The organism is Acinetobacter sp. 1424608, from assembly GCF_000588255.1.
GTDB classification, from domain to species: domain Bacteria; phylum Pseudomonadota; class Gammaproteobacteria; order Pseudomonadales; family Moraxellaceae; genus Acinetobacter; species Acinetobacter nosocomialis.
This window is the reverse complement of record NZ_JFXL01000004.1, coordinates 245727-265210: the sequence shown is the minus strand read 5'-3', so window position 1 is coordinate 265210 and position 19484 is coordinate 245727. Positions and strand designations below refer to the sequence as shown.

General features: G+C 37.0%; 17 protein-coding genes. 2 read left to right on the top strand and 15 right to left on the bottom strand.

The genetic code is table 11. The features are described 5' to 3' along the window. Window positions 1-78 precede the first annotated feature (78 nt). On the bottom strand, window positions 79-3831 hold the full coding sequence (putA, locus tag J678_RS10645) for a trifunctional transcriptional regulator/proline dehydrogenase/L-glutamate gamma-semialdehyde dehydrogenase (protein WP_017392873.1): 3753 nt from the start codon (window positions 3829-3831) through the stop codon (window positions 79-81). 124 nt (window positions 3832-3955) lie between these two features. Between putA and J678_RS10640 the strand changes: the two genes are divergently transcribed. Next, entirely contained in the window at window positions 3956-4444 is a 489-nt protein-coding gene (locus J678_RS10640) for an Lrp/AsnC ligand binding domain-containing protein (RefSeq protein WP_001014235.1), read from the top strand. Between the two features lie 35 nt (window positions 4445-4479). Here the strand turns inward: J678_RS10640 and putP are convergent, their stop codons facing one another. The 14 genes from putP to J678_RS10570 all read right to left on the bottom strand — a co-directional run bounded on the left by putP (window position 4480) and on the right by J678_RS10570 (window position 18122). Then, window positions 4480-5970, bottom strand: coding sequence for a sodium/proline symporter PutP (gene putP, locus J678_RS10635; protein ID WP_004709158.1), 1491 nt, complete (start codon window positions 5968-5970; stop codon window positions 4480-4482). A 409-nt stretch (window positions 5971-6379) separates the two neighbouring features. Next, a complete protein-coding gene (locus tag J678_RS10630) occupies window positions 6380-7087 on the bottom strand; it encodes an SIR2 family NAD-dependent protein deacylase (RefSeq protein WP_079377364.1) in 708 nt (235 codons plus the stop codon). A 97-nt stretch (window positions 7088-7184) separates the two neighbouring features. After that, complete coding sequence (gcvH, locus tag J678_RS10625; protein ID WP_017392871.1) at window positions 7185-7559, bottom strand: glycine cleavage system protein GcvH; 375 nt, start codon at window positions 7557-7559, stop codon at window positions 7185-7187. Window positions 7560-7597: 38 nt separating this feature from the next. Beyond that, window positions 7598-8623, bottom strand: a complete 1026-nt coding sequence (locus J678_RS10620; RefSeq protein ID WP_000705529.1) for an AraC family transcriptional regulator — start codon at window positions 8621-8623, stop codon at window positions 7598-7600. Between the two features lie 108 nt (window positions 8624-8731). Then, a complete protein-coding gene (locus J678_RS10615; RefSeq protein ID WP_017392870.1) occupies window positions 8732-9172 on the bottom strand; it encodes a MaoC family dehydratase in 441 nt (146 codons plus the stop codon). Then, window positions 9172-11019 carry an ABC transporter ATP-binding protein gene (locus J678_RS10610; RefSeq protein ID WP_004709151.1) on the bottom strand — a complete coding sequence of 616 codons (1848 nt, stop codon included), beginning with the start codon at window positions 11017-11019 and terminating at the stop codon, window positions 9172-9174. Before J678_RS10610 ends, J678_RS10615 begins: the two co-directional genes overlap by 1 nt. Before the next feature lie 373 nt (window positions 11020-11392). Beyond that, window positions 11393-11929 (bottom strand): DUF2058 domain-containing protein, encoded by a 537-nt coding sequence (locus J678_RS10605; protein ID WP_002050144.1) that lies wholly within the window; start codon window positions 11927-11929, stop codon window positions 11393-11395. A gap of 3 nt (window positions 11930-11932) precedes the next feature. Continuing rightward, the gene (locus J678_RS10600) at window positions 11933-12613 is read right to left on the bottom strand and encodes a YoaK family protein (protein WP_017392869.1); all 681 of its coding nucleotides are present in this window, start codon (window positions 12611-12613) and stop codon (window positions 11933-11935) included. A gap of 5 nt (window positions 12614-12618) precedes the next feature. Further along, on the bottom strand, window positions 12619-13821 hold the full coding sequence (gene sstT / locus J678_RS10595) for a serine/threonine transporter SstT (RefSeq protein WP_002050031.1): 1203 nt from the start codon (window positions 13819-13821) through the stop codon (window positions 12619-12621). Window positions 13822-14240: 419 nt separating this feature from the next. After that, window positions 14241-14549, bottom strand: a complete 309-nt coding sequence (locus J678_RS10590) for an ArsR/SmtB family transcription factor (protein WP_002050127.1) — start codon at window positions 14547-14549, stop codon at window positions 14241-14243. Window positions 14550-15024: 475 nt separating this feature from the next. Further along, window positions 15025-15591, bottom strand: a complete 567-nt coding sequence (locus J678_RS10585; RefSeq protein WP_004709146.1) for a TetR/AcrR family transcriptional regulator — start codon at window positions 15589-15591, stop codon at window positions 15025-15027. Window positions 15592-15951: 360 nt separating this feature from the next. Continuing rightward, window positions 15952-17115, bottom strand: coding sequence for a cupin domain-containing protein (locus J678_RS10580; RefSeq protein WP_017392868.1), 1164 nt, complete (start codon window positions 17113-17115; stop codon window positions 15952-15954). A 30-nt stretch (window positions 17116-17145) separates the two neighbouring features. After that, window positions 17146-17739 carry a Maf family protein gene (locus tag J678_RS10575; protein ID WP_004709142.1) on the bottom strand — a complete coding sequence of 198 codons (594 nt, stop codon included), beginning with the start codon at window positions 17737-17739 and terminating at the stop codon, window positions 17146-17148. Further along, a complete protein-coding gene (locus J678_RS10570; protein WP_017392867.1) occupies window positions 17739-18122 on the bottom strand; it encodes a DUF2237 family protein in 384 nt (127 codons plus the stop codon). The genes J678_RS10575 and J678_RS10570 overlap by 1 nt, the downstream gene beginning before the upstream one ends. Window positions 18123-18260: 138 nt before the next feature. On the opposite strand from J678_RS10570, the gene J678_RS10565 reads away from it, so the two are divergent. Then, window positions 18261-19448, top strand: a complete 1188-nt coding sequence (locus J678_RS10565; protein WP_017392866.1) for a phosphoglycerate kinase — start codon at window positions 18261-18263, stop codon at window positions 19446-19448. The last annotated feature ends 36 nt before the right edge of the window (window positions 19449-19484 follow it).

Below are 19484 nucleotides of genomic sequence, written 5' to 3'. Positions count from 1 at the left end.
TATATATTTAAAAAGAGATTACTCGATTAAACAAAAAAGCCCAAATACTGAAATTTGGGCTTTTCGATAAATTATCTGTTAATCCGACATAGTCATTAAGCTTGCATTGCCACCAGCCGCAGCTGTATTCACACTAATTGCACGCTCAATTACTAAACGTTCAAGTGGAATTGACTCGTTTGATTCAACATGTGTAATGCCTACAATTGCACCAGAGCGGCTTGCAATTTCTTGCTGTAATGAGAGAACCTCTTCACGGCTACCATGGTGCAAAACAGCATCAAAATCATCTGTAGTGATGTTTTTGATAGTCGTAATTGCATCAAGTACATCTTTTGGCAACGTTTGTTTATGTTTTGCCAACAATGGACTATTTGGCATTACAGCAGCTTGACTACCCACTGCAAAAATTGCGAGCAATTGATGTAATTGATTTTGTTCAGTGTCGGCAATTGAAAGTACACGGTGACGCGGCAAAATAATATATTGGTTACTTTCCCCAGTAGGGCCTTGTAACTCATAAAACTTGCCTACACCAAATGGTTCAATTTCACGACTTGCTTGTGGTAAATGTTGTTTCGCCCAGTTTTGTAAGCTTTGATAAACTTCACGGTTAAAGCCTTCAAAAATGGTTTGCTCATTTTTTACCGCAAATGGAGTTGCTAATACTTTGTTTGAACAATCCTGCATTAAGCGATACATGTAAAGAGGGCCACCCGCTTTAGGACCTGTACCAGATAAACCTTCACCACCGAATGGTTGAACGCCAACAACGGCCCCAACAATATTACGGTTGATATAAAGGTTACCAACTTCAGCATGTTGAATTACGGTTTGGATGGTTTCATCAATACGAGTATGTAGACCCATTGTTAAGCCATAACCTTTAGCATTAATGCGTGAGATGAGTTGTTCAAGCTCACCATACTTATAGCTAATGATATGTAAAACCGGACCAAAAACTTCACGCTGTAAGTCATCGAGGTTAGGTAACTCAATTGCTGTTGGTACAACAAAAGTTCCTTTATCTAATTCAGTTTGGCTTGTCGCTCCAAACATCAATTGATGTACTGGATAGCCCTTAGACTTCATTTTTTGGATGTGCTGGTCAATCGTCTGTTTTGCTTCGTCATCAATAACTGGACCAATGTCAGTTTTTAAAATAGCAGGGTTGCCTACAATTAACTGTTGCATTGCACCTTTAAGCATTTTAATAACGGTTGCAGCACTATCTTCTTGTACACATAAAATACGCAAAGCAGAGCAACGTTGACCTGCGCTATCAAATGCAGAACTTACAACATCAAGTACAACTTGTTCAGTTAATGCAGATGAGTCCACAATCATTGCATTTTGGCCACCAGTTTCTGCAATGAGAGGAATAGATTGACCATTAGCAGCTAAACGTTTTGCAACTGTCTTCTGCAAAATTTTTGCAACTTCAGTTGAACCGGTAAACATGATGCCATCAATACGTCGATCTTGGCTAAGCTGAGCACCTACTGTTTCACCACGACCTGGTAATAACTGTACAGCACTATGTGGAATACCCGCTTCCCATAAAATTTGCACTGCTTGAGCTGCGATTAAAGGTGTTTGCTCGGCAGGTTTTGCAATAACGCAGTTACCACTAACTAGTGCTGCAGCAATTTGACCAGAGAAAATCGCAAGAGGGAAGTTCCAAGGGCTAATACAAAGTACAGTACCAAGTGGCTGAATGGTTGTATTATTAGGAAGATTTTCAACCTGAGTTGCATAGTAACGTAAGAAATCTACAGCCTCACGAACTTCTGCAATGGCATTCGCATAAGTTTTACCACTTTCACGGCAAAGTAATACCATTAACTCTTGGATACGGCTTTCCATAAGGTCAGCTGCACGTTTTAAATATTGAGCGCGTTGATCTTTAGGTGTATTTGCCCACTCAATTTGTATTTGTTCAGCTGCATTAAGTGCAATTTCTACATCATTAAGATCAGCTTCTTGTACATAACCAACAATTTCATCATTTTGTGCTGGGTTTGTAATTGCAATAGAATGACCTTGTTTCGATAAATCGCTATTTCCTAATAATGGATGACTCTGCCAAATACGGTTACGTAACTGTTGAGCTGTGTTATCTAAAGCTGCAAGCGGAGCGTCGTTTGCTAAATCATATCCTTTAGAATTTTTACGAAGTGTTCCATACATATCTAAAGGAAGAGGAATTGATGGGTGTTTTAAACCAACTGAACCTTCAAGCTTAGCTGCATTACGAATATCATAAATTGGAGACTGGATAAGATCTTCAACTTTAAGTGTTTTATCGGCAATACGGTTAACAAATGAAGTATTCGCACCATTTTCGAGTAAACGACGAACCAGATAAGCTAACAAAGTTTCATGGTTACCAACCGGAGCATAAATACGGCATGGCACGCCTAATTTATTTTGCTCACGTGGACCAACAACTTGTTCATAAAGTGGTTCACCCATGCCATGTAAGCATTGGAATTCATATTGACCAGCATAATACTTGCTTGGATCAGCTAAATGATAAATTGTTGCTAGTGTTTGAGCATTGTGAGTCGCAAATTGTGGATAGATGAACTCAGGCGCTGCAAGTAATTTTTTAGCACAAGCAATATAAGACAGATCTGTATGCACTTTACGTGTGAAGACAGGGTAGTCATCCATACCTTCGATTTGTGCTTTCTTGATTTCGCTATCCCAATATGCACCTTTTACAAGGCGAATCATGAGACGCTTTTGGCTGCGTTTAGCAAGATCAATAATATAATCAACTACGAAGAAACAGCGTTTTTGGTAAGCTTGAATAACGAATCCAATACCTTTCCAGTTCTCAAGTTCTGGCTCAAAACAAAGACGCTCAAGTAACTCAAGAGAAATTTCTAAACGTTCAGATTCTTCTGCATCGATATTTAAACCAATGTTGTACTGTTTAGCTAAACGAGCGAGCTCAAATACTTTGTCGTAGAGTTCTTTGTGAACACGTTCAATTTGCGCACGTTGGTAACGTGGATGTAAAGCAGAAAGCTTAATTGAGATACCAGGGCCATCATAAACGCCTTTACCATTAGACGCTTTACCAATTGCATGAATGGCTTGTGTGTAATCGTTAAAGTAGCGTTCAGCATCATGTTCGGTTAAGGCAGCTTCACCTAACATGTCATAAGAATAGCGGAAACCTTTATCTTCAAGTACTTTTGCGTGGTCGACAGCTTCTTCGATGGTTTCACCAGTTACAAACTGTTCACCCATCATGCGCATTGCTACATCAACTGCTTTACGAATAATGCCACGACCACTACGGGCTAACAGGCCAGTAAGTACACTTGAAAGACTGGTTTGCTTTGGTGTCTCCATAAGCTTACCGGTTAACATGAGGCCCCATGCTGCAGCATTTACAAACATTAAGCTACTTTGGCCAACGTGTTCTTTCCAGTTACCTTGATTGATTTTATCGCGAATGAGCAAATCACGTGTTGCTGTGTCTGGTATACGAAGCAAAGCTTCAGCAAGACACATCAAAGCCACGCCTTCTTGTGAAGACAGAGAGAATTCTTGTAATAACCCTTGAACAATACCCGCTTTACCCGAAGAGGTCTTACGTTCACGTAAATTATGGGCAAGGTTAAATGCAAGGTCATAAATTTTATGATCTAAATCATCAGATACCGCAGCAGCTTGTAATAGCTCTTCTACAGCTTCAGGTTCGGCACGACGCCAAGCTGTATTAATGCGTTGTTCAAACTCACTTTTATCGTTGAATTCGGTGATATAGCCTTGGTGAGATTTATCCATTTGATGAAAAGTATCCATTGTGTTCATATCTATTTCCGCCAACCAGCTCTCGTAAACTCATCTTGAGTAGAGAGGTTTAGATAATTTATCATTACAGAAGAAACACCGAATAACTCACTATATTTTGCCCATTTTTTAGAGGAAAATTCAGATGAATGGCCCCTTATTAAGCCTTGATCGTACAGATTTAAAAATTTTGGATATTCTTCAAACAGATGGGCGTATTTCCAACAGTAGATTGGCTGAACTTGTAAACCTATCTCCAACTGCAGTTATGGCCCGGGTGCAGAAGCTGACGAAGGATGAATTTATCTTGGGTTATGAAGCTAAATTAAATCCAGTTAAGTTAAATGCAAATTTTTTGGTTTTTGTTGAAGTCTTACTCGATAAAACAACACCCAATGTTTTAGATGAGTTTATTGACGCAGTAGTGCATTATCCAGAGATCGTTGAATGCCATATGGTTAGTGGCGGATTTGATTTTTTAATTAAATTACGAAGTGGCAGTATGGAAGAGTTTAGACGTATTGCTGGGCAGGTACTATGGCAATTACCAGGTGTGAAAGAAACGCGTAGCTACCCTGTGATGCAAGTTGTAAAAGATAGTTCAAAAATTAAAATCAAAACTAAAAATAAATAAAAAGGGGCCGAAGCCCCTTTTTATTTTATTCATTTTTATACACTTTCTTTATAGAGTTTATCAGCTTGTTCGAAGCGGTCAGTTACATCAGTATTTGGAGTTTTGCTAATCAAGCTCACTACGATGATGCTGATAAATGCACAGATAAAGCCAGGAATAATTTCGTAAACACCGGTGCTTGCGAAAAGATTTTTCCAACCAATTACAACAACTGCACCTACGATCATACCTGCTAAAGCACCTTCTAAAGTCATACGTTTCCAGAACAATGACAAGATGATGAGTGGTCCAAATGCGGCACCAAAACCAGCCCACGCATAAGCAACAAGACCAAGAACTTTACTGTCAGGATTACCAGCGAGCACAATTGCCAGAACAGCAATTGCAAGTACCATGATACGACCAACCCATACAAGCTCTTTTTGAGAAGCATTTTTACGGATGAAGCCTTTGTACAAATCTTCAGTTAGCGCACTTGAACATACCAACAGTTGACAGCTTAATGTACTCATAACCGCAGCTAAAATAGCAGCTAGGATGATACCGACAATCCATGGATTGAATAAAATTTTAGTCAATTCCATAAATACAGTTTCAGGGTTTTTACTTACAACACCTGCAAGTTCAGGATGTTGCTGGAAATACGCAATACCAAAGAAACCGGCACCGACTGCACCAACTAAACATAAAATCATCCAAGTCATGCCAATACGGCGAGCAGCAGGAATTGATTTTACAGAGTCAGCAGCCATGAAACGTACAAGAATATGCGGTTGGCCAAAATAGCCTAAACCCCAAGCCATTGAAGATAAAACGGCCACCACACTTAAATCTGAAACGATGTTAAATGCATGTGGACGAGCAGTTTCAATAAGCGTTACAAACTGAGTTGTGTCGCCAATTGCAAGGTAAGTTACGATTGGGGTGAGCAAAAGGGCAAAAATCATTAAGCCCGCTTGGAAAGTATCAGTCCAGCTAATTGCCAAAAATCCACCAATACAAACATAACTGATTGTTGCAATAGCACTTAACCAGATTGCGGTGGTATACGACATACCAAATAAATTTTCAAATAAACGAGCGCCAGCTACCATACCTGAGGCACAGTAAATTGCGAAGAAAACCAAGATAATAACGGCAGAGAAAATACGAAGAATCTTTTTCTTGTCATCAAATCGACTTGTAAAATAGTCGGGCAGAGTGAGTGCATTATTTTGGATTTCAGTATGAACGCGTAATCGACCAGCAACCAGTAACCAGTTAAGCCAAGCACCGATAATTAGACCAATTGCAATCCACGCTTCAGATAAACCAGAAAGATAAATCGCTCCTGGTAAGCCCATGAGTAACCAACCACTCATGTCTGATGCGCCTGCGGATAATGCAGTAACGAAACTGCCTAAACTACGACCACCAAGAATATAATCAGAGAAGTCGCTTGTAGCACGGTAGGCAAATAAGCCGATAAGTACCATTGCTACGATGTACACCATAAACATGATGAGGGTGGGATCAAAATAACTCATAATGGATGTGTGTCCTTATATCCATAATCCGTGATTGTAACCTAATCCAGGTCGCTGTTTTCTTGTACGGCATTTCAAGAGGTTGAGATTCAACCACAAAAGAATTTTTTTGCTCTGTTATCTTTGTGATGTGTTTTGTGTATTTTTATGTAAACCAATGTAATTTTAATTACAATGAAAATTAAAGTAAATTTAATCAATAGTTTAGGTGCTATAAATAATTCATTTATTGTTTAGAAAATTATAAAAATAGTAAATTTAGAAAATAGATCAGCATGTTTGGTTACAAAATTAACAATGACAATATATGTCTCAAGAAAAAATTTGACATGAGTTGAGTGTTTTCGCATCAATTTCATGTGAAGAGACAACTTTAGAGGTAAAATTTGCAATAAAAATGAAAGAAATATTAGCTCGTCAATTGATAAAATAGCTCTTTCATACCTTCTGTGGCTGTCATATTTAATAGTTTATATTGAGATGGAACACGAGAATGATCTGCTTGGGGATCTATATAGTAGGCTTCAGTGTAGTTAGGAATTTCATGAACTAAAGCAGCAACAGGGTAAACACTTAAGGTTGAACCAATAACAATGAAAATATCTGCTTCATGCACTTGCTTTATGGCTTCTTCAAATGCTGGAACTGCTTCACCAAACCAAACCACATGAGGGCGAAGTGGATAGCCATTTGGACAAAGGTCATGCTCTAGATCTAATTTCCAACCATTAATTTCATAAAATTCATTTGTATATTGGGCATTTGGTCCAGAGCTTTTCGCTAATCGAATATTACCATGTAGATGCAACACATTCTTGCTACCAGCACGCTCATGTAAATCATCAATATTTTGTGTAATGACTTGTACATCGAAATGGTTTTGTAATTTAGCAATATATTGATGAGCTTCATTTGGCTGAGCTTCTAAAATATTTTTACGGCGTTCGTTATAAAACCGTTGGACTAACGCAGGGTCTTTATCCCAAGCTTCCGGAGTAGCAACTTGCTGTATATCATAATTTTCCCATAGGCCATTACTGTCACGAAAAGTACTAATTCCACTTTCTGCACTCATACCTGCACCAGAAAATACAACAAGTCTTGTCATGTTATTGATCCTACGTATCCAGTTTTATAGCTATTTTATACATATATAAAAAAACCAGTTTAAAAGTAAACTGGTTTTTATCAAATATTGAAAGCAATGCTAAATTTTATAAGCCAGCTTCGTATTCTTCATTTGTTAAAAGTTTTTCAACGTCTGCCATGTTGTCTGGCTTAATTTTATAAATCCAGCCTTTCCCGTATGGATCTTCATTTACAAAATCCGGATCATCTTCAAGGTTTGTATTTACTTCCACTACTGTACCAGAGACAGGGGCATGAATATCAGAAGCAGTTTTAACTGATTCAACTACTCCAGCTTGTTCGCCAGCTGTTACGTGGCTGCCCACTTCTGGAGTTTCAACATAGACCAAGTCTCCAAGCTCATCTTGTGCATGGTCGGTAATCCCAGTAATAACAAGATCACCTTCAATTTTTACCCACTCATGTGTACGTGCATACTTCAATTCTGAAGGGTGATTCATGACATCTCCTTAAGCTTGTGTCCAATATTTTAATAACATTATAAATAGGGGTCTTTGCGCCAGTTACTAGGACTACGACCACTCCAGCGTTTAAATGCCCGGCTGAAATTTGCGACATCAGAATAACCCAGTTCATCCGCAATTTGTTCAAGACTATAATCTGTACGTGAAAGTAAAGAAGTCGCATGACGATAGCGGACTTCATCTACTAATGTTGAAAATGAAGTTCCTTCCGCTGCCAACTGTCGCTTTAATGTGCGATCTGACATGTGTAAGTATTCTGCTACATTTTCTATGCTTAAGTAATGTTGTTCCGAATTACTTAAAATATCACGTACACGCATTGCTAAACGGCGGCGTTCACCTAAAGCAGAGAGTTCAGCCTCACATTGGTTAATAGCAATTTGACTGGCGATTGGATCTGAATTAATTAATTTAAGACCTAAATATTTTTTATCAAAACTAGAAATTAAATGAGGCTGATTAAACCGAATAGTACTGCTTAGTTTGCTCTTATATTTATCAAAGCCTGCTGGTTCTGGAAAATCTAAGTCGACATCGCCCGCTAAATCTTCAATACCTGTCATGGCTTTTGCCATTGTCATGATGCCAATGGTTAAGCCTAAAACAATTTCGGTGCGAAGTGGTTCTAACTCAATATCACATTGTAGTTGTAATGTGGCTTTTGGGCCAAACGTAGAAAAATAGAGTTGTAAAAAAGGTAAGCGTAACTGGATAAAACGAGCAGCGAGAGCAATTGCTTCAGTAATATCTTTTGCTGTCATTATTGCGTAGCCAATAAATCCATGAATTGAAATACGCATTTGGGTGCCAATATGGTAACCCAATGTACTTTCTCCAGTGAGATTTAAGGCATGTTTAACCAGTTCATTTGCTACAGGTGTTGAAATACGATATTCAGGGTCAGCCAATTGTTCACTTGTAAGATGAAAAGGGGCAAATAATGTCTCATCGTTGTATCCCCAACGTGAAACAACATCTAATAGCAATAAGCCATAGACTCCTGGAATACCTTGATCTTGACGAGCTGAGGTAATTTTCATATGCGTTCCGTTGCTCTCATCAATTTTCTACGTGCATTTCTTACACATCTTGTCATGAAATATAATTTGAGTTTATAAAAACTGTTAGACAATCATATCAAGGATTCGTTAAATATTCTTTTTAAAGACAACGATTTTTGTCGTTGAAATAAGTAAAACATCTCCATGTTGATTTAAAGCTTGCGTAACGTAGCTTACAATACCACGATCCAATTTTGTTTTGGATGGTGTAATTGCTGAAATCTCAGCTTCAACATGTATACGGTCACCAGGTCGAGTCGGGCGAGGCCAACGTAAACTAGACTCTGAACCCACGAGTCCCCCATGAATAGGCATACATTCTGTCCATAAGCGCATAGTAATTGCCGAGGTATGCCATCCACTGGCAGCAATACCTTTAAAGATTGGATCTTCTTTAGCTAATTCTTCATCTATATGGAAAGGCTGAGGGTCGTAGTGGCTTGCAAATTGTTTAATCTCAGCTAGTGTAATTTCATATTCACGACTGATAAAACGATCACCAATTTTTAAATCTTCTAAATAAAGCATTAATCCTGACCCTGTACTACTTTTTGCTCAATAAGAAAGCCGCCAGTTTGGCGTTTCCATAATTGTGCATATATACCATTTTTAGCAATTAATTCTTCATGGGTACCTTGCTCTGCAATTCTACCTTCATCAAGAACAATTAAACGGTCCATTTGAGCAATGGTAGACAAACGGTGAGCAATTGCAATAACTGTTTTATCTACCATCAGGTCATTTAAACTAGACTGAATAGCTGCCTCAACTTCCGAGTCTAATGCACTTGTTGCTTCATCTAATATTAAAATTGGTGCATCTTTTAAGAAGACACGTGCAATAGCGATACGTTGTCTCTGACCGCCTGAAAGTTTAACACCGCGTTCACCAACCTGTGCTTCATAGCCAGAACGGCCTTTTAAGTCGACAAGTTGAGGAATAAATTCAGCTGCTTTTGCCTTATGCACTGCACTTTGCATGTCCAGATCGGTTGCATCCGGACGGCCATATTTAATATTTTCAGCAACTGAACGATGGAGTAGAGAAGTATCTTGAGTAACTAAAGCAATATTCGCTCTCAAACTATCTTGTGTAACATCTTCAATATTCTGCCCATCAATTAAAATTGCACCTTCTTTAAGATGGTAGAAATGTAAAAGTAATTGGATGAGAGTGGATTTTCCTGCACCTGAACGGCCAACGATACCAATCTTTTCGCCCGCTTTAATGTGTAAATTAAAGTGATCGATGACATTTTTATTGTTATAGGCAAAGGTCACATCTTTAAATACGATTTCACCTTGCTTTACTGTAAGTGGTTTTGCATCTGGTTTGTCTTGAATATTGATTTTCTTACCAAGAGTTTGCATACCATCTTGAATGGTACCCACATTTTCAAATAAGGCTGACATATGCCACATCATAAACTCAGCCATGCTATTAAGCTTTAAAATCATGGCGGTCGTTGCTGCAATTACACCTAGTGCTGCTAGGCCTTGTGTCCATAGCCAGACTGCTGTTCCAATCACGCCTACAAATAAAACAGCAGAAAGTAAATTAATGCTGACTTCAAAAAGAGTACCTAATCGCATTTGTGCATAGACAGTTGTCATAAACTCTTTCATTGAAGCTTTTGCATACTGGCTCTCACGACCAGCATGGGCAAATAATTTAACCGTTTGAATATTTGTGTAGGCATCTGTTACACGTCCAGTCATTACTGCACGAGCATCAGCTTGTTGCTGTGATACTTTGCTTAAACGAGGAATAAAGAACCAAGCGCTTAATAAGAATAAACCCAACCAAACCATAAGTGGAATGAGTAAAGTTGGTGAAATTGCACCAAGAACGATACTAACGGTAATAAAATAAATGCTGACATAAGCCAACATATCGCCCAAAATAATCCAAAATTCACGGATAGCTAGTGCTGTTTGCATGACTTTTGCTGAAAGGCGACCCGCAAAATCATTATGGAAAAAATCTAGACTTTGCTTTAACAAAAGATTATGAAAACGCCACCGTAAGCGCATTGGAAAAGTACTATATAAAATTTGGTGTTTTATAATAGATTGAATATTAACAAATAAAATATTAGCAAATAAAACGCTAATAAGAATGAGTATATTGGAAGCGTGTTGGCTTAAAAAGCTTTCTGGTTGACTGTTACTCAGCCAGTCGACAAGTTGCCCAATTTTTGAAAAGAGTAGAGCTTCAAAGCTGGCTGCACCCGCTGTACATATAATGAGTAATAATAAGTACGGACGAACACCTTCAGTAGCTTGCCAAACAAATGGGAAAAAGCGAGTTGGTAAGGGCTCATCCAGACCTTTGGTTGGATAAGGATCTACAAGTTTTTCAAACCACTTCAGCATGAATGACTACCTTTATACATCAGCTACTTTATTAAAATTTCGCAATTTAATTTGCAATAAAGTCAGTTAGATCAAACTCGATATAGATGTTGATCTGTTGGGTGTGTGGATACACGTCAAAGTCTATGTTGTATATCTTTAGCTAAAACTGACAAGATTTAGTCAAGATATAAATTTGGAAACGGGAAAAGCCTAAAAGGCATGGTAAAGACAAAAAATGTTTTATTCATTATATCGATAATAATAGATGAAGTGGTGAATGAATTTGATGTGAATGTAATTTTTATAAGTTTTTTTAATAAATGATAAAATACTGATATTTAGCCTAAGCAGCATGAGCCTTTATCTAAATATTGATAAAGGCTCATAATAATTACCACATTAAGTCATCTGGAATAACATATGCTGCATACGGATCTTCTTCGTCAGTAGTTTGTTCATTTTTCTCTGCATTATTAATTAAAATAAAGCCTTGCATTTTTTGATCAATTTTTTCGGCCAAAGCTTTTGGAAGATAAGCGTATTGATCTTGATCTTTAGCAATTACTAAACTACCTGTAACAAGGGCATTGTAGACTTGTTGAGATAGATATACCTTTTTAATCTTATTCTCGTCAATAAATTGATAAGCCACATCTCCGGCAAAATCTACAATTTTGTGTTGTTTAATCATTTGAATAATAGAAGCTTTTAATGCTTTTTCTTCGAGTTGTTGCTGTTTTTCTAGATTTAAAGCTTGGTCTTTAGCTAGTTTTTCTTGTTGAGCTTTTTCAATATTTGCTTTGATTTCTGCTTCATTGCTTTGACCAGTACGCTGCTCATGCTGAGCTTGTTTGGTGAGTTTTTTTGCTTTTTTATTGTCAACTAAACCTGCTTTGAGTAACTGAGCTTGTAAGGCATTTTTAACCATGACTTAATCCGAATCTGAAGAGGAAGAACGATGAAAATAAACAGCCCAATATGAAATACTGAGTGTTAAGCTTAAAATTGCTGGTAGCAAAAATGATTGCAATTTTAAGTAGGGGTGAACTGAAGCAGCAATTATACCACCAATAAGAAAACCTGAAAAAATAAGTAGATGTAAAATAATACGACGGTTTTCTACTTTTAAACCTCGTGCTATGTAACCAAGTGCAAGGCCAAGATCTGTTAAGACACCCGATAAGTGAGTTGTCCTAATAATGGTCCCTTTATAATGGCTGACCATGGCATTTTGTAAACCCATGGCGACACAAGCCCATAATAATCCATATTTGGGAAAATAAGGCAGTAATAACCAGCAAAGAAAAATAAAGAAGGCAACTAAGCTTAAAGGGAGGCCATATCGACGGCCTAATTTGAAATGGCTATTACCTAAAATAAAACCACTATAAAATGATCCACATACATAACATAGTATAACAAGTACCAAATATATGACGTGATCAAACTGCCAGTTTACCAAACTCATCGCTAACATACTGACATTACCTGTCATATGCGACACCGATTGATGTAAAAGGGTGATTAACCCTAATACATTAATCATTCCGGCATTCATTGCCAGTAAAAAGGCGCCAATTTGGAACCAGTTTGGTAAACGTTGAAATGGCATGTTCTCTAAGAGTTTTGTCTTGAGCGAATATCAACAGCGGCAGTAAATAAAACATCAGTTGATGAGTTAAGAGCTGTTTCGGTTGAATCTTGTAATACACTAATAATCATACCAACTGCAACAACTTGCATCGCAATTTCTGATGAAATACCAAATAAACTACAAGCGACTGGAATTAAAAGTAAAGAACCACCGGCAACACCAGACGCACCACATGCTGAAACTGTAGCGACTACTGACAAAATAATCATAGTTGCCAAATCAACATGAATCCCCAATGTATGCACAGTTGCTAAAGTAAGCACAGTGATTGTAACAGCTGCCCCAGCCATATTAACTGTAGCACCTAAAGGAATAGAAACACTTGCAGTAGATGGATTAACACCTAAACGTTCAGCTAAATCAAGGTTAACTGGGATGTTAGCTGCTGAGCTGCGTGTGAAGAATGCAGTAATACCACTTTCTTTTAAGCATTTAAAAACAAGTGGGTATGGATTGCCACGAATTGTTAAACCTACCAAAATTGGGTTAACTACAAGAGCAACAAAAAGCATTGTTCCTAATAGAACAGCTAATAATTGCGCATAACTTTCAAGCGTTGCTAAACCAGCATCGGCAAAGGTTACTGCAACTAAACCGAAAATGCCTACAGGTGCAAATGCGATGACTTTGTGAATAATCGCACTCACAGCATGTGAAACATCATGCATCACTTGTTTAGTCGTATCTGAACTATGACGCATTGCCAAACCTAGACCAATTGCCCATGCCAGAATGCCAATAAAGTTCGCTTCACTAATTGCTTGAACAGGGTTTGCAATAAAACTTAAAAGCAAATTTTTTAATATATCAGCGAGGCTACCAGGCGCTTGTAGGTTGTTATGTGAAACAGTATTAAGATAAAGAGTACTTGGAAAAGACAAGCTCGCAACAACGGCACTAAACGCAGCTAATAGCATACCCACTACATATAATAGTAAGACTGGTCGTAAATTTGCACTATGGCCAACCTGAAAGTTAGCAATAGATGAGAGAACCAGTACGAAAACTAAAATAGGAGCAACCGATTTCAATGCTTTAATGAACAGCTCACCAAACAAGCTTAAGTAAGGTGTAACGGTTGGAAATAATAGTGCAACACCTATTCCTAAAATAATGGCGATAATAATTTTGGTGACTAAGCTTAATCGAGAAAAGAATTCAAGCATATAAAGGCCTTATTAACCTATTCATGGCTAAAGGTTGAACAAGCGGAGTATTTTATACTTAAGTGATGTGAATCTTAAGCTTTTTTATATCAAGTAATTAGATTAATAAAAAAAGGTAATATTAAGTATTTGTTTTTAAAATAGTAAAATTAAATTATTAAATTAATTAAAAAGATATTCTGCTTATATAACAGTCAATAAAAAATTAACTGTGGGGTCTAAAAACCTATTGAAAAATAGTGGAGGGAGAGACAGAAAGAAATAAGAGAGTGTATTGTTGTTTTCAATAGCTTTAGATACTTGAAAAACTACGCGAATTTTCAATCCTCTTTGCTCGGTTTATTACCAGCTACCAAGTTGAAAAATCGCATATTTCAGGAATACATTAATATTATTATAATTTTATAAATTCAGCGCAGTTATTCTATACAGTATAACTGATAAAGCGTATTCAAAATTGAGTGCATCTTGTCATCCTTTATAGAATAGAAAATTTGTTTGCCATCACGACGTGTTGAAACGACATCACTTTTACGTAACATCATCAATTGTTGTGAAAGAGTGGGTTGGGTGATTTGGGTTTTCTCTTCGATTTGAGAGACATTTAACTCCTCATGAGCTAAGTGACATAAAATTAATAAACGGTCAGGGTTAGCTAAAGACTTTAATGTGCCTACGACTGAATCAGCCGCATTTTTCATTTCTTCAATTTGGAGTCCATCTTTCATACTTTATACCTATATCAATATGGCCGGCATAGTATAGATTGATCTTAAGAAAATGAATGTAGCAAAACTAATCAATCCAATTGTTTTTGTTGAAAAGGTTTATAAGTGTAATTGATAAATATATAACATTATTAAGGTATAACAATAATTTGTAGTTGTTTTGTGTCAAAAGTGTTGCATTGTGTGAGAAGCGTAATTGTTAAGTATAAATGAAACAAAGTCAAAGGAAAAAAATCTTATTTTAAGTTCTATCTATAGTTAATTCTGATTTATCTATGAAAGGGTAATAAAAAAAGATTGAGTTTTTACTTTTTAAAGATATAATTGATTCTGTACAGACAGGTCTGTATATTCTAGTTTGGGATGATAGTCCAAAAAAAACGTCTAACTCTAGGCTAGAATGACTTTCAGACGCAGCGTGATGAATAAGAAGAAGATTCAACAATATAAGAAGAATAATATCACGCTTTATTTTTTACTGTGCAACTTTTTCAAACTCAATAAGCTTCTCTACACGTTTCCAGTAGTCATTAATTTTTACTGAGCCGTGCTCAACCTGAGCTTGAATGGTCATACCTTCTAAAATATTGACTAACAGTAATGCTAAAGGACGAGATTCCTCAATTTCATGTTGAACAAGAAGATCCTGCATTAACTGAGTCAACCATATTTTGTATAAAGTCGCAGGTTGGTGAGTTGAAGGGTATTGCTTTAATACTTCTTCTAAGGCTTTTTGAAACATACAGCCATTAAAATCTTCGCTATTAAACCAATCTGCATACCATAAAAAGATTGCCTTAATACGGGCTAATGGATCATTTTCGTCTTGTTTAGATATAGCAGCAGTAAGAGAATTTTGTAAAAGTGAGTTTCTTAGTAATAAACACTCTTCAATTAGTTTCTCTTTGGAAGGGAAGTATTTGTAAAAAGTCATTTTTGCTACACCAGACTCACTGATGATACGATCAACCCCTATAGAGTTATAACTATATGAGTTAAAAAGTCTTAATGCAGTGGTAATAATGTCATCTTTTTTTGACATATTTTAGTAGCCTCACACAAAAAATTTGCTCTTAGCCTAAATGGTCGAGTGTATAAATAAAAAGCAAGAACGCACAATTTTACATTGTATTGATTGTTATTGATAGAAAAAAATAGGTTTTTTAAAAACAATAGAAGGGCAAAGCATGATGCTCTAGGTATATATTTTATATTTGCTGAAAAAATTTCTATGTCTTAATTAGACGTATTTACTAGATAATTTTTTAATTTAGAAAATAATTTTAAACCATAGAAATGTAACCGCAAAATAGATTTATAGATTGGTATATTTAAACATGTATTTATAAAAGAAAAAAGGAGAAATTTTAGAATTTTCTCCCTTTAACCTATTTAGTCAATATTATTCTGCCGGTGGCAATAACATAAGAATTGAATCATTCAATAATTGAACAATGTTTTCTAAAATCTCTACATTGCTTAGCTGGTTATTAAATGGAATACTTTCTCCATCTGCTATTGTTTTGAGTTGAGTGGCAAAAGATTCCACTATCGTTAAATCTTCTCCATTGCCCCAAAACTTTAAAACTCCATTTTGTTCTGTATAAAGTAGGCGAGAGGCTGGTTCTAGCAATAATTCATAACCTTCTGACAAAATAGCATTGAGGTCTTCAACTTCTATCTCGTCTGGTTCAGGAATATTATCTGGATATTTAGGTTCAGTCATATATGCCATGATGGCAGCATCAAGTACTGATGAATTTTGCAATTGAGCTAAAACCAACCCTCTTAAATACGCTAATTCTTCTGTATTAATTTCACCAACTTGAGAAATACTCTTTCGGGCAATATCTATGACAGGGTTTTGTAGTAATTCATCGGTAGCAAATTGGTCACTAATTCTGTCAATCATGCCAGAAATATTAGGCATACGGAAACCAAACGAGAAAGTTAAGCAATCATCTTCAGCAACACCATAATGTGCTAAGCCAGGTGGAACATATAATAAGTCACCAGGAGCTAAAACTTCGTCAAAATGAACATCTATGTCTGGCAATAATTTTAATGGTTGATTTGGAACAAATTCAGTGGTTGCATCACACATTTGGCCTAATTGCCAACGGCGGTGTCCATGTCCTTGAACAAGAAATACATCATAAAAGTCAAAATGTTTTCCAACTGAGCCGCCTTTAGGTGCATAAGAAACCATAATGTCATCACGACGCCATTGAGGAATAAAAGGAAATTTCTTCCATAATTCCGCTAAATCGAATGAGTAATGATCAACTGCTTGTACTAACAGTGTCCATAGCTTTGGTAATTTTTGAAAGTCACCTTTAGTTAGAGGAGAAGACTTTACGTGCCACTCATTTGGATTTTTGTCTTTTTGACGAATAAGACGTGCGCTAACATGATCTTCTAAAGCGAATTCTTTCACATCATTTGGCTCTAACACGCCAATGATTTCAGGCATGGCATTACGCACAAGTAATGGTTTTTTCTGCCAGTATTCTGATAAAAACTGTTCAGCAGTAATGCCGCCTAAAACGGTTAAAGGTTCTGTCATGGAGATAACCTATAAATAAACTAATAAATATTAAGGAATTTGAAGTTCAAGCTGTCTTAAAATCTGACAAAGCTGAATCATGGGTAAGCCCATTAGGGTGGTTTGATCTTGGCCTATCATTTTCTCAAATAAACTAATGCCAAGACTTTCACACTTAAAGCTTCCAGCACAATGAAGGGGCTGATCTAAATCGATATATCTTTCAATTTCTGAGTCGCTTAAATTGCGAAATTTAACTTGATAATGTTCAACTAGAGTGTGTTCAAAGTTTTTTTCAAGACATTGAACACTTAAGGCTGTACTAAAAAAGACTGTTCTGGCTGAGTTTGCTTTTAACTGAGCTTTAGCATTTTCAATAGTCAATGGTTTGCCAATAAAATCATGAGGTGCATGTTCTCGCCATGCAACCTGATCTGATCCAATTACAATTGCTTCCGGATTTTTCTGAGCAATAACCTGAGCTTTAGTAAAAGCCAGTCTTTTAGCTAAATCATCAGCATGAGTCTCGCCACGAGAACTTTCATCAATATCTGGACTAATACAGATATATTCGATGCCCAAACGATTCATCAAATCCTTACGCGTTTGACTACTCGATGCCAAAATAATTTGGGGGTGTTTCATTACACTGCGTATTCCATTAATACATCTAATGGGACATAACTTAATACTGCTTGATGGCAGGCATGAAGTTTGACAGGTGGAGCTTGACCAGCTTGATATGCTTCTACCCAACGAGTTACACAAATGCACCAGAAGTCCCCTGGCTGTAGGCCAGGGAAGCCAGCTTCAGGTAAAGGAGTAATGAGATCGTTGCCAACTTTTTGCGAAAAATTTAAAAAGTCAGACGTCATTTGAGCGCATACAGTGTGTTGCCCAAGATCTGTTATTGCTGTATGGCAAAAACCATTTCGAAAATATCCGGTAATAGGATCAAAACAACAGCTCGCTAAAGGCTCACCTAAAACATTTAAACGATTGATTTGTGGATCGGGATGAATAGACATAATCGATGAAATATTAAATTACTACCTCTATCATAATCAAAACTTTGGCTTTCTACAGCTTTTATGCAAAAAAACTAACCTTTTTTGATGTAATCATTTAAAATTGGCGCGTTTTTAAAATCATAAAGAGAGCTTTACATGAATTTTCAGCGCATGACTGACCTTAACTTAGCAGGTAAACGTGTACTTATTCGTGAAGATTTAAACGTTCCTGTTAAAAATGGTGTGATTACCAGCGATGCTCGTTTACGTGCGGCACTTCCAACAATAAAAGCTGCTTTAGAAAAAGGCGCTGCTGTAATGGTATTTTCGCATTTAGGTCGTCCTGTTGAAGGTGAACCAAAGCCTGAACAATCACTTGCACCAGTTGCAGCATATTTAACTGAAGCATTAGGCCAAGAAGTTAAATTATTTACTGATTATCTTGATGGTGTAGAAGTTCAGGCTGGACAAGTTGTTTTGCTTGAAAATGTTCGTTTTAACGCTGGTGAAAAGAAAAATAATCCTGAGCTTGCACAAAAGTATGCTGCTTTATGTGATGTATTTGTGATGGATGCATTCGGTACTGCTCACCGTGCAGAAGCTTCTACTGAGGGCGTAGCACGTTTTGCTCCAGTTGCAGCTGCTGGTCCTTTATTGGCTGCTGAATTAGATGCGCTTGGCCGTGCAATGCAAACACCTGAAAAACCAATGGTTGCTATTGTTGCTGGCTCTAAAGTTTCAACAAAACTTGATGTTTTAAACTCATTGTCTACTATTTGTGATCAACTTATTGTTGGTGGTGGTATCGCAAATACTTTCTTGGCGGCCGCTGGTTACAACGTTGGAAAATCTCTATACGAAGCTGACTTGGTGGAAACAGCAAAACAAATTGCTGCTAAAGTAAGCGTTCCACTTCCTACAGATGTTGTTGTAGCGGATGCATCTCAAATTAACTTTGAAGATTTCTTGGGTTCTTTGGCGGCTGCACAAGCAGTTGTTAAAAAAGTTGAGGATGTAACTGCAAACGATATGATTTTAGATGTTGGTCCTGAAACAGCTAAAGCATTTGCAAATATTTTAACAACATCAAAAACGATTCTTTGGAATGGTCCCGTTGGTGTGTTTGAAGTTGATCAATTTGGTGAAGGTACTAAGGCACTTTCTCTTGCAGTTGCTCAATCTGATGCATTCTCGATCGCTGGTGGTGGTGATACTTTAGCTGCGATTGATAAATATGATGTTGCTGACCAAATTGGTTATATTTCAACTGGTGGTGGTGCGTTCCTTGAATTTGTTGAAGGTAAAACTTTGCCAGCAGTGGCTGTTTTATTGGAACGTGCATAATACATATATGTAAAAATAAGAAGGGGTTGGGTTCAA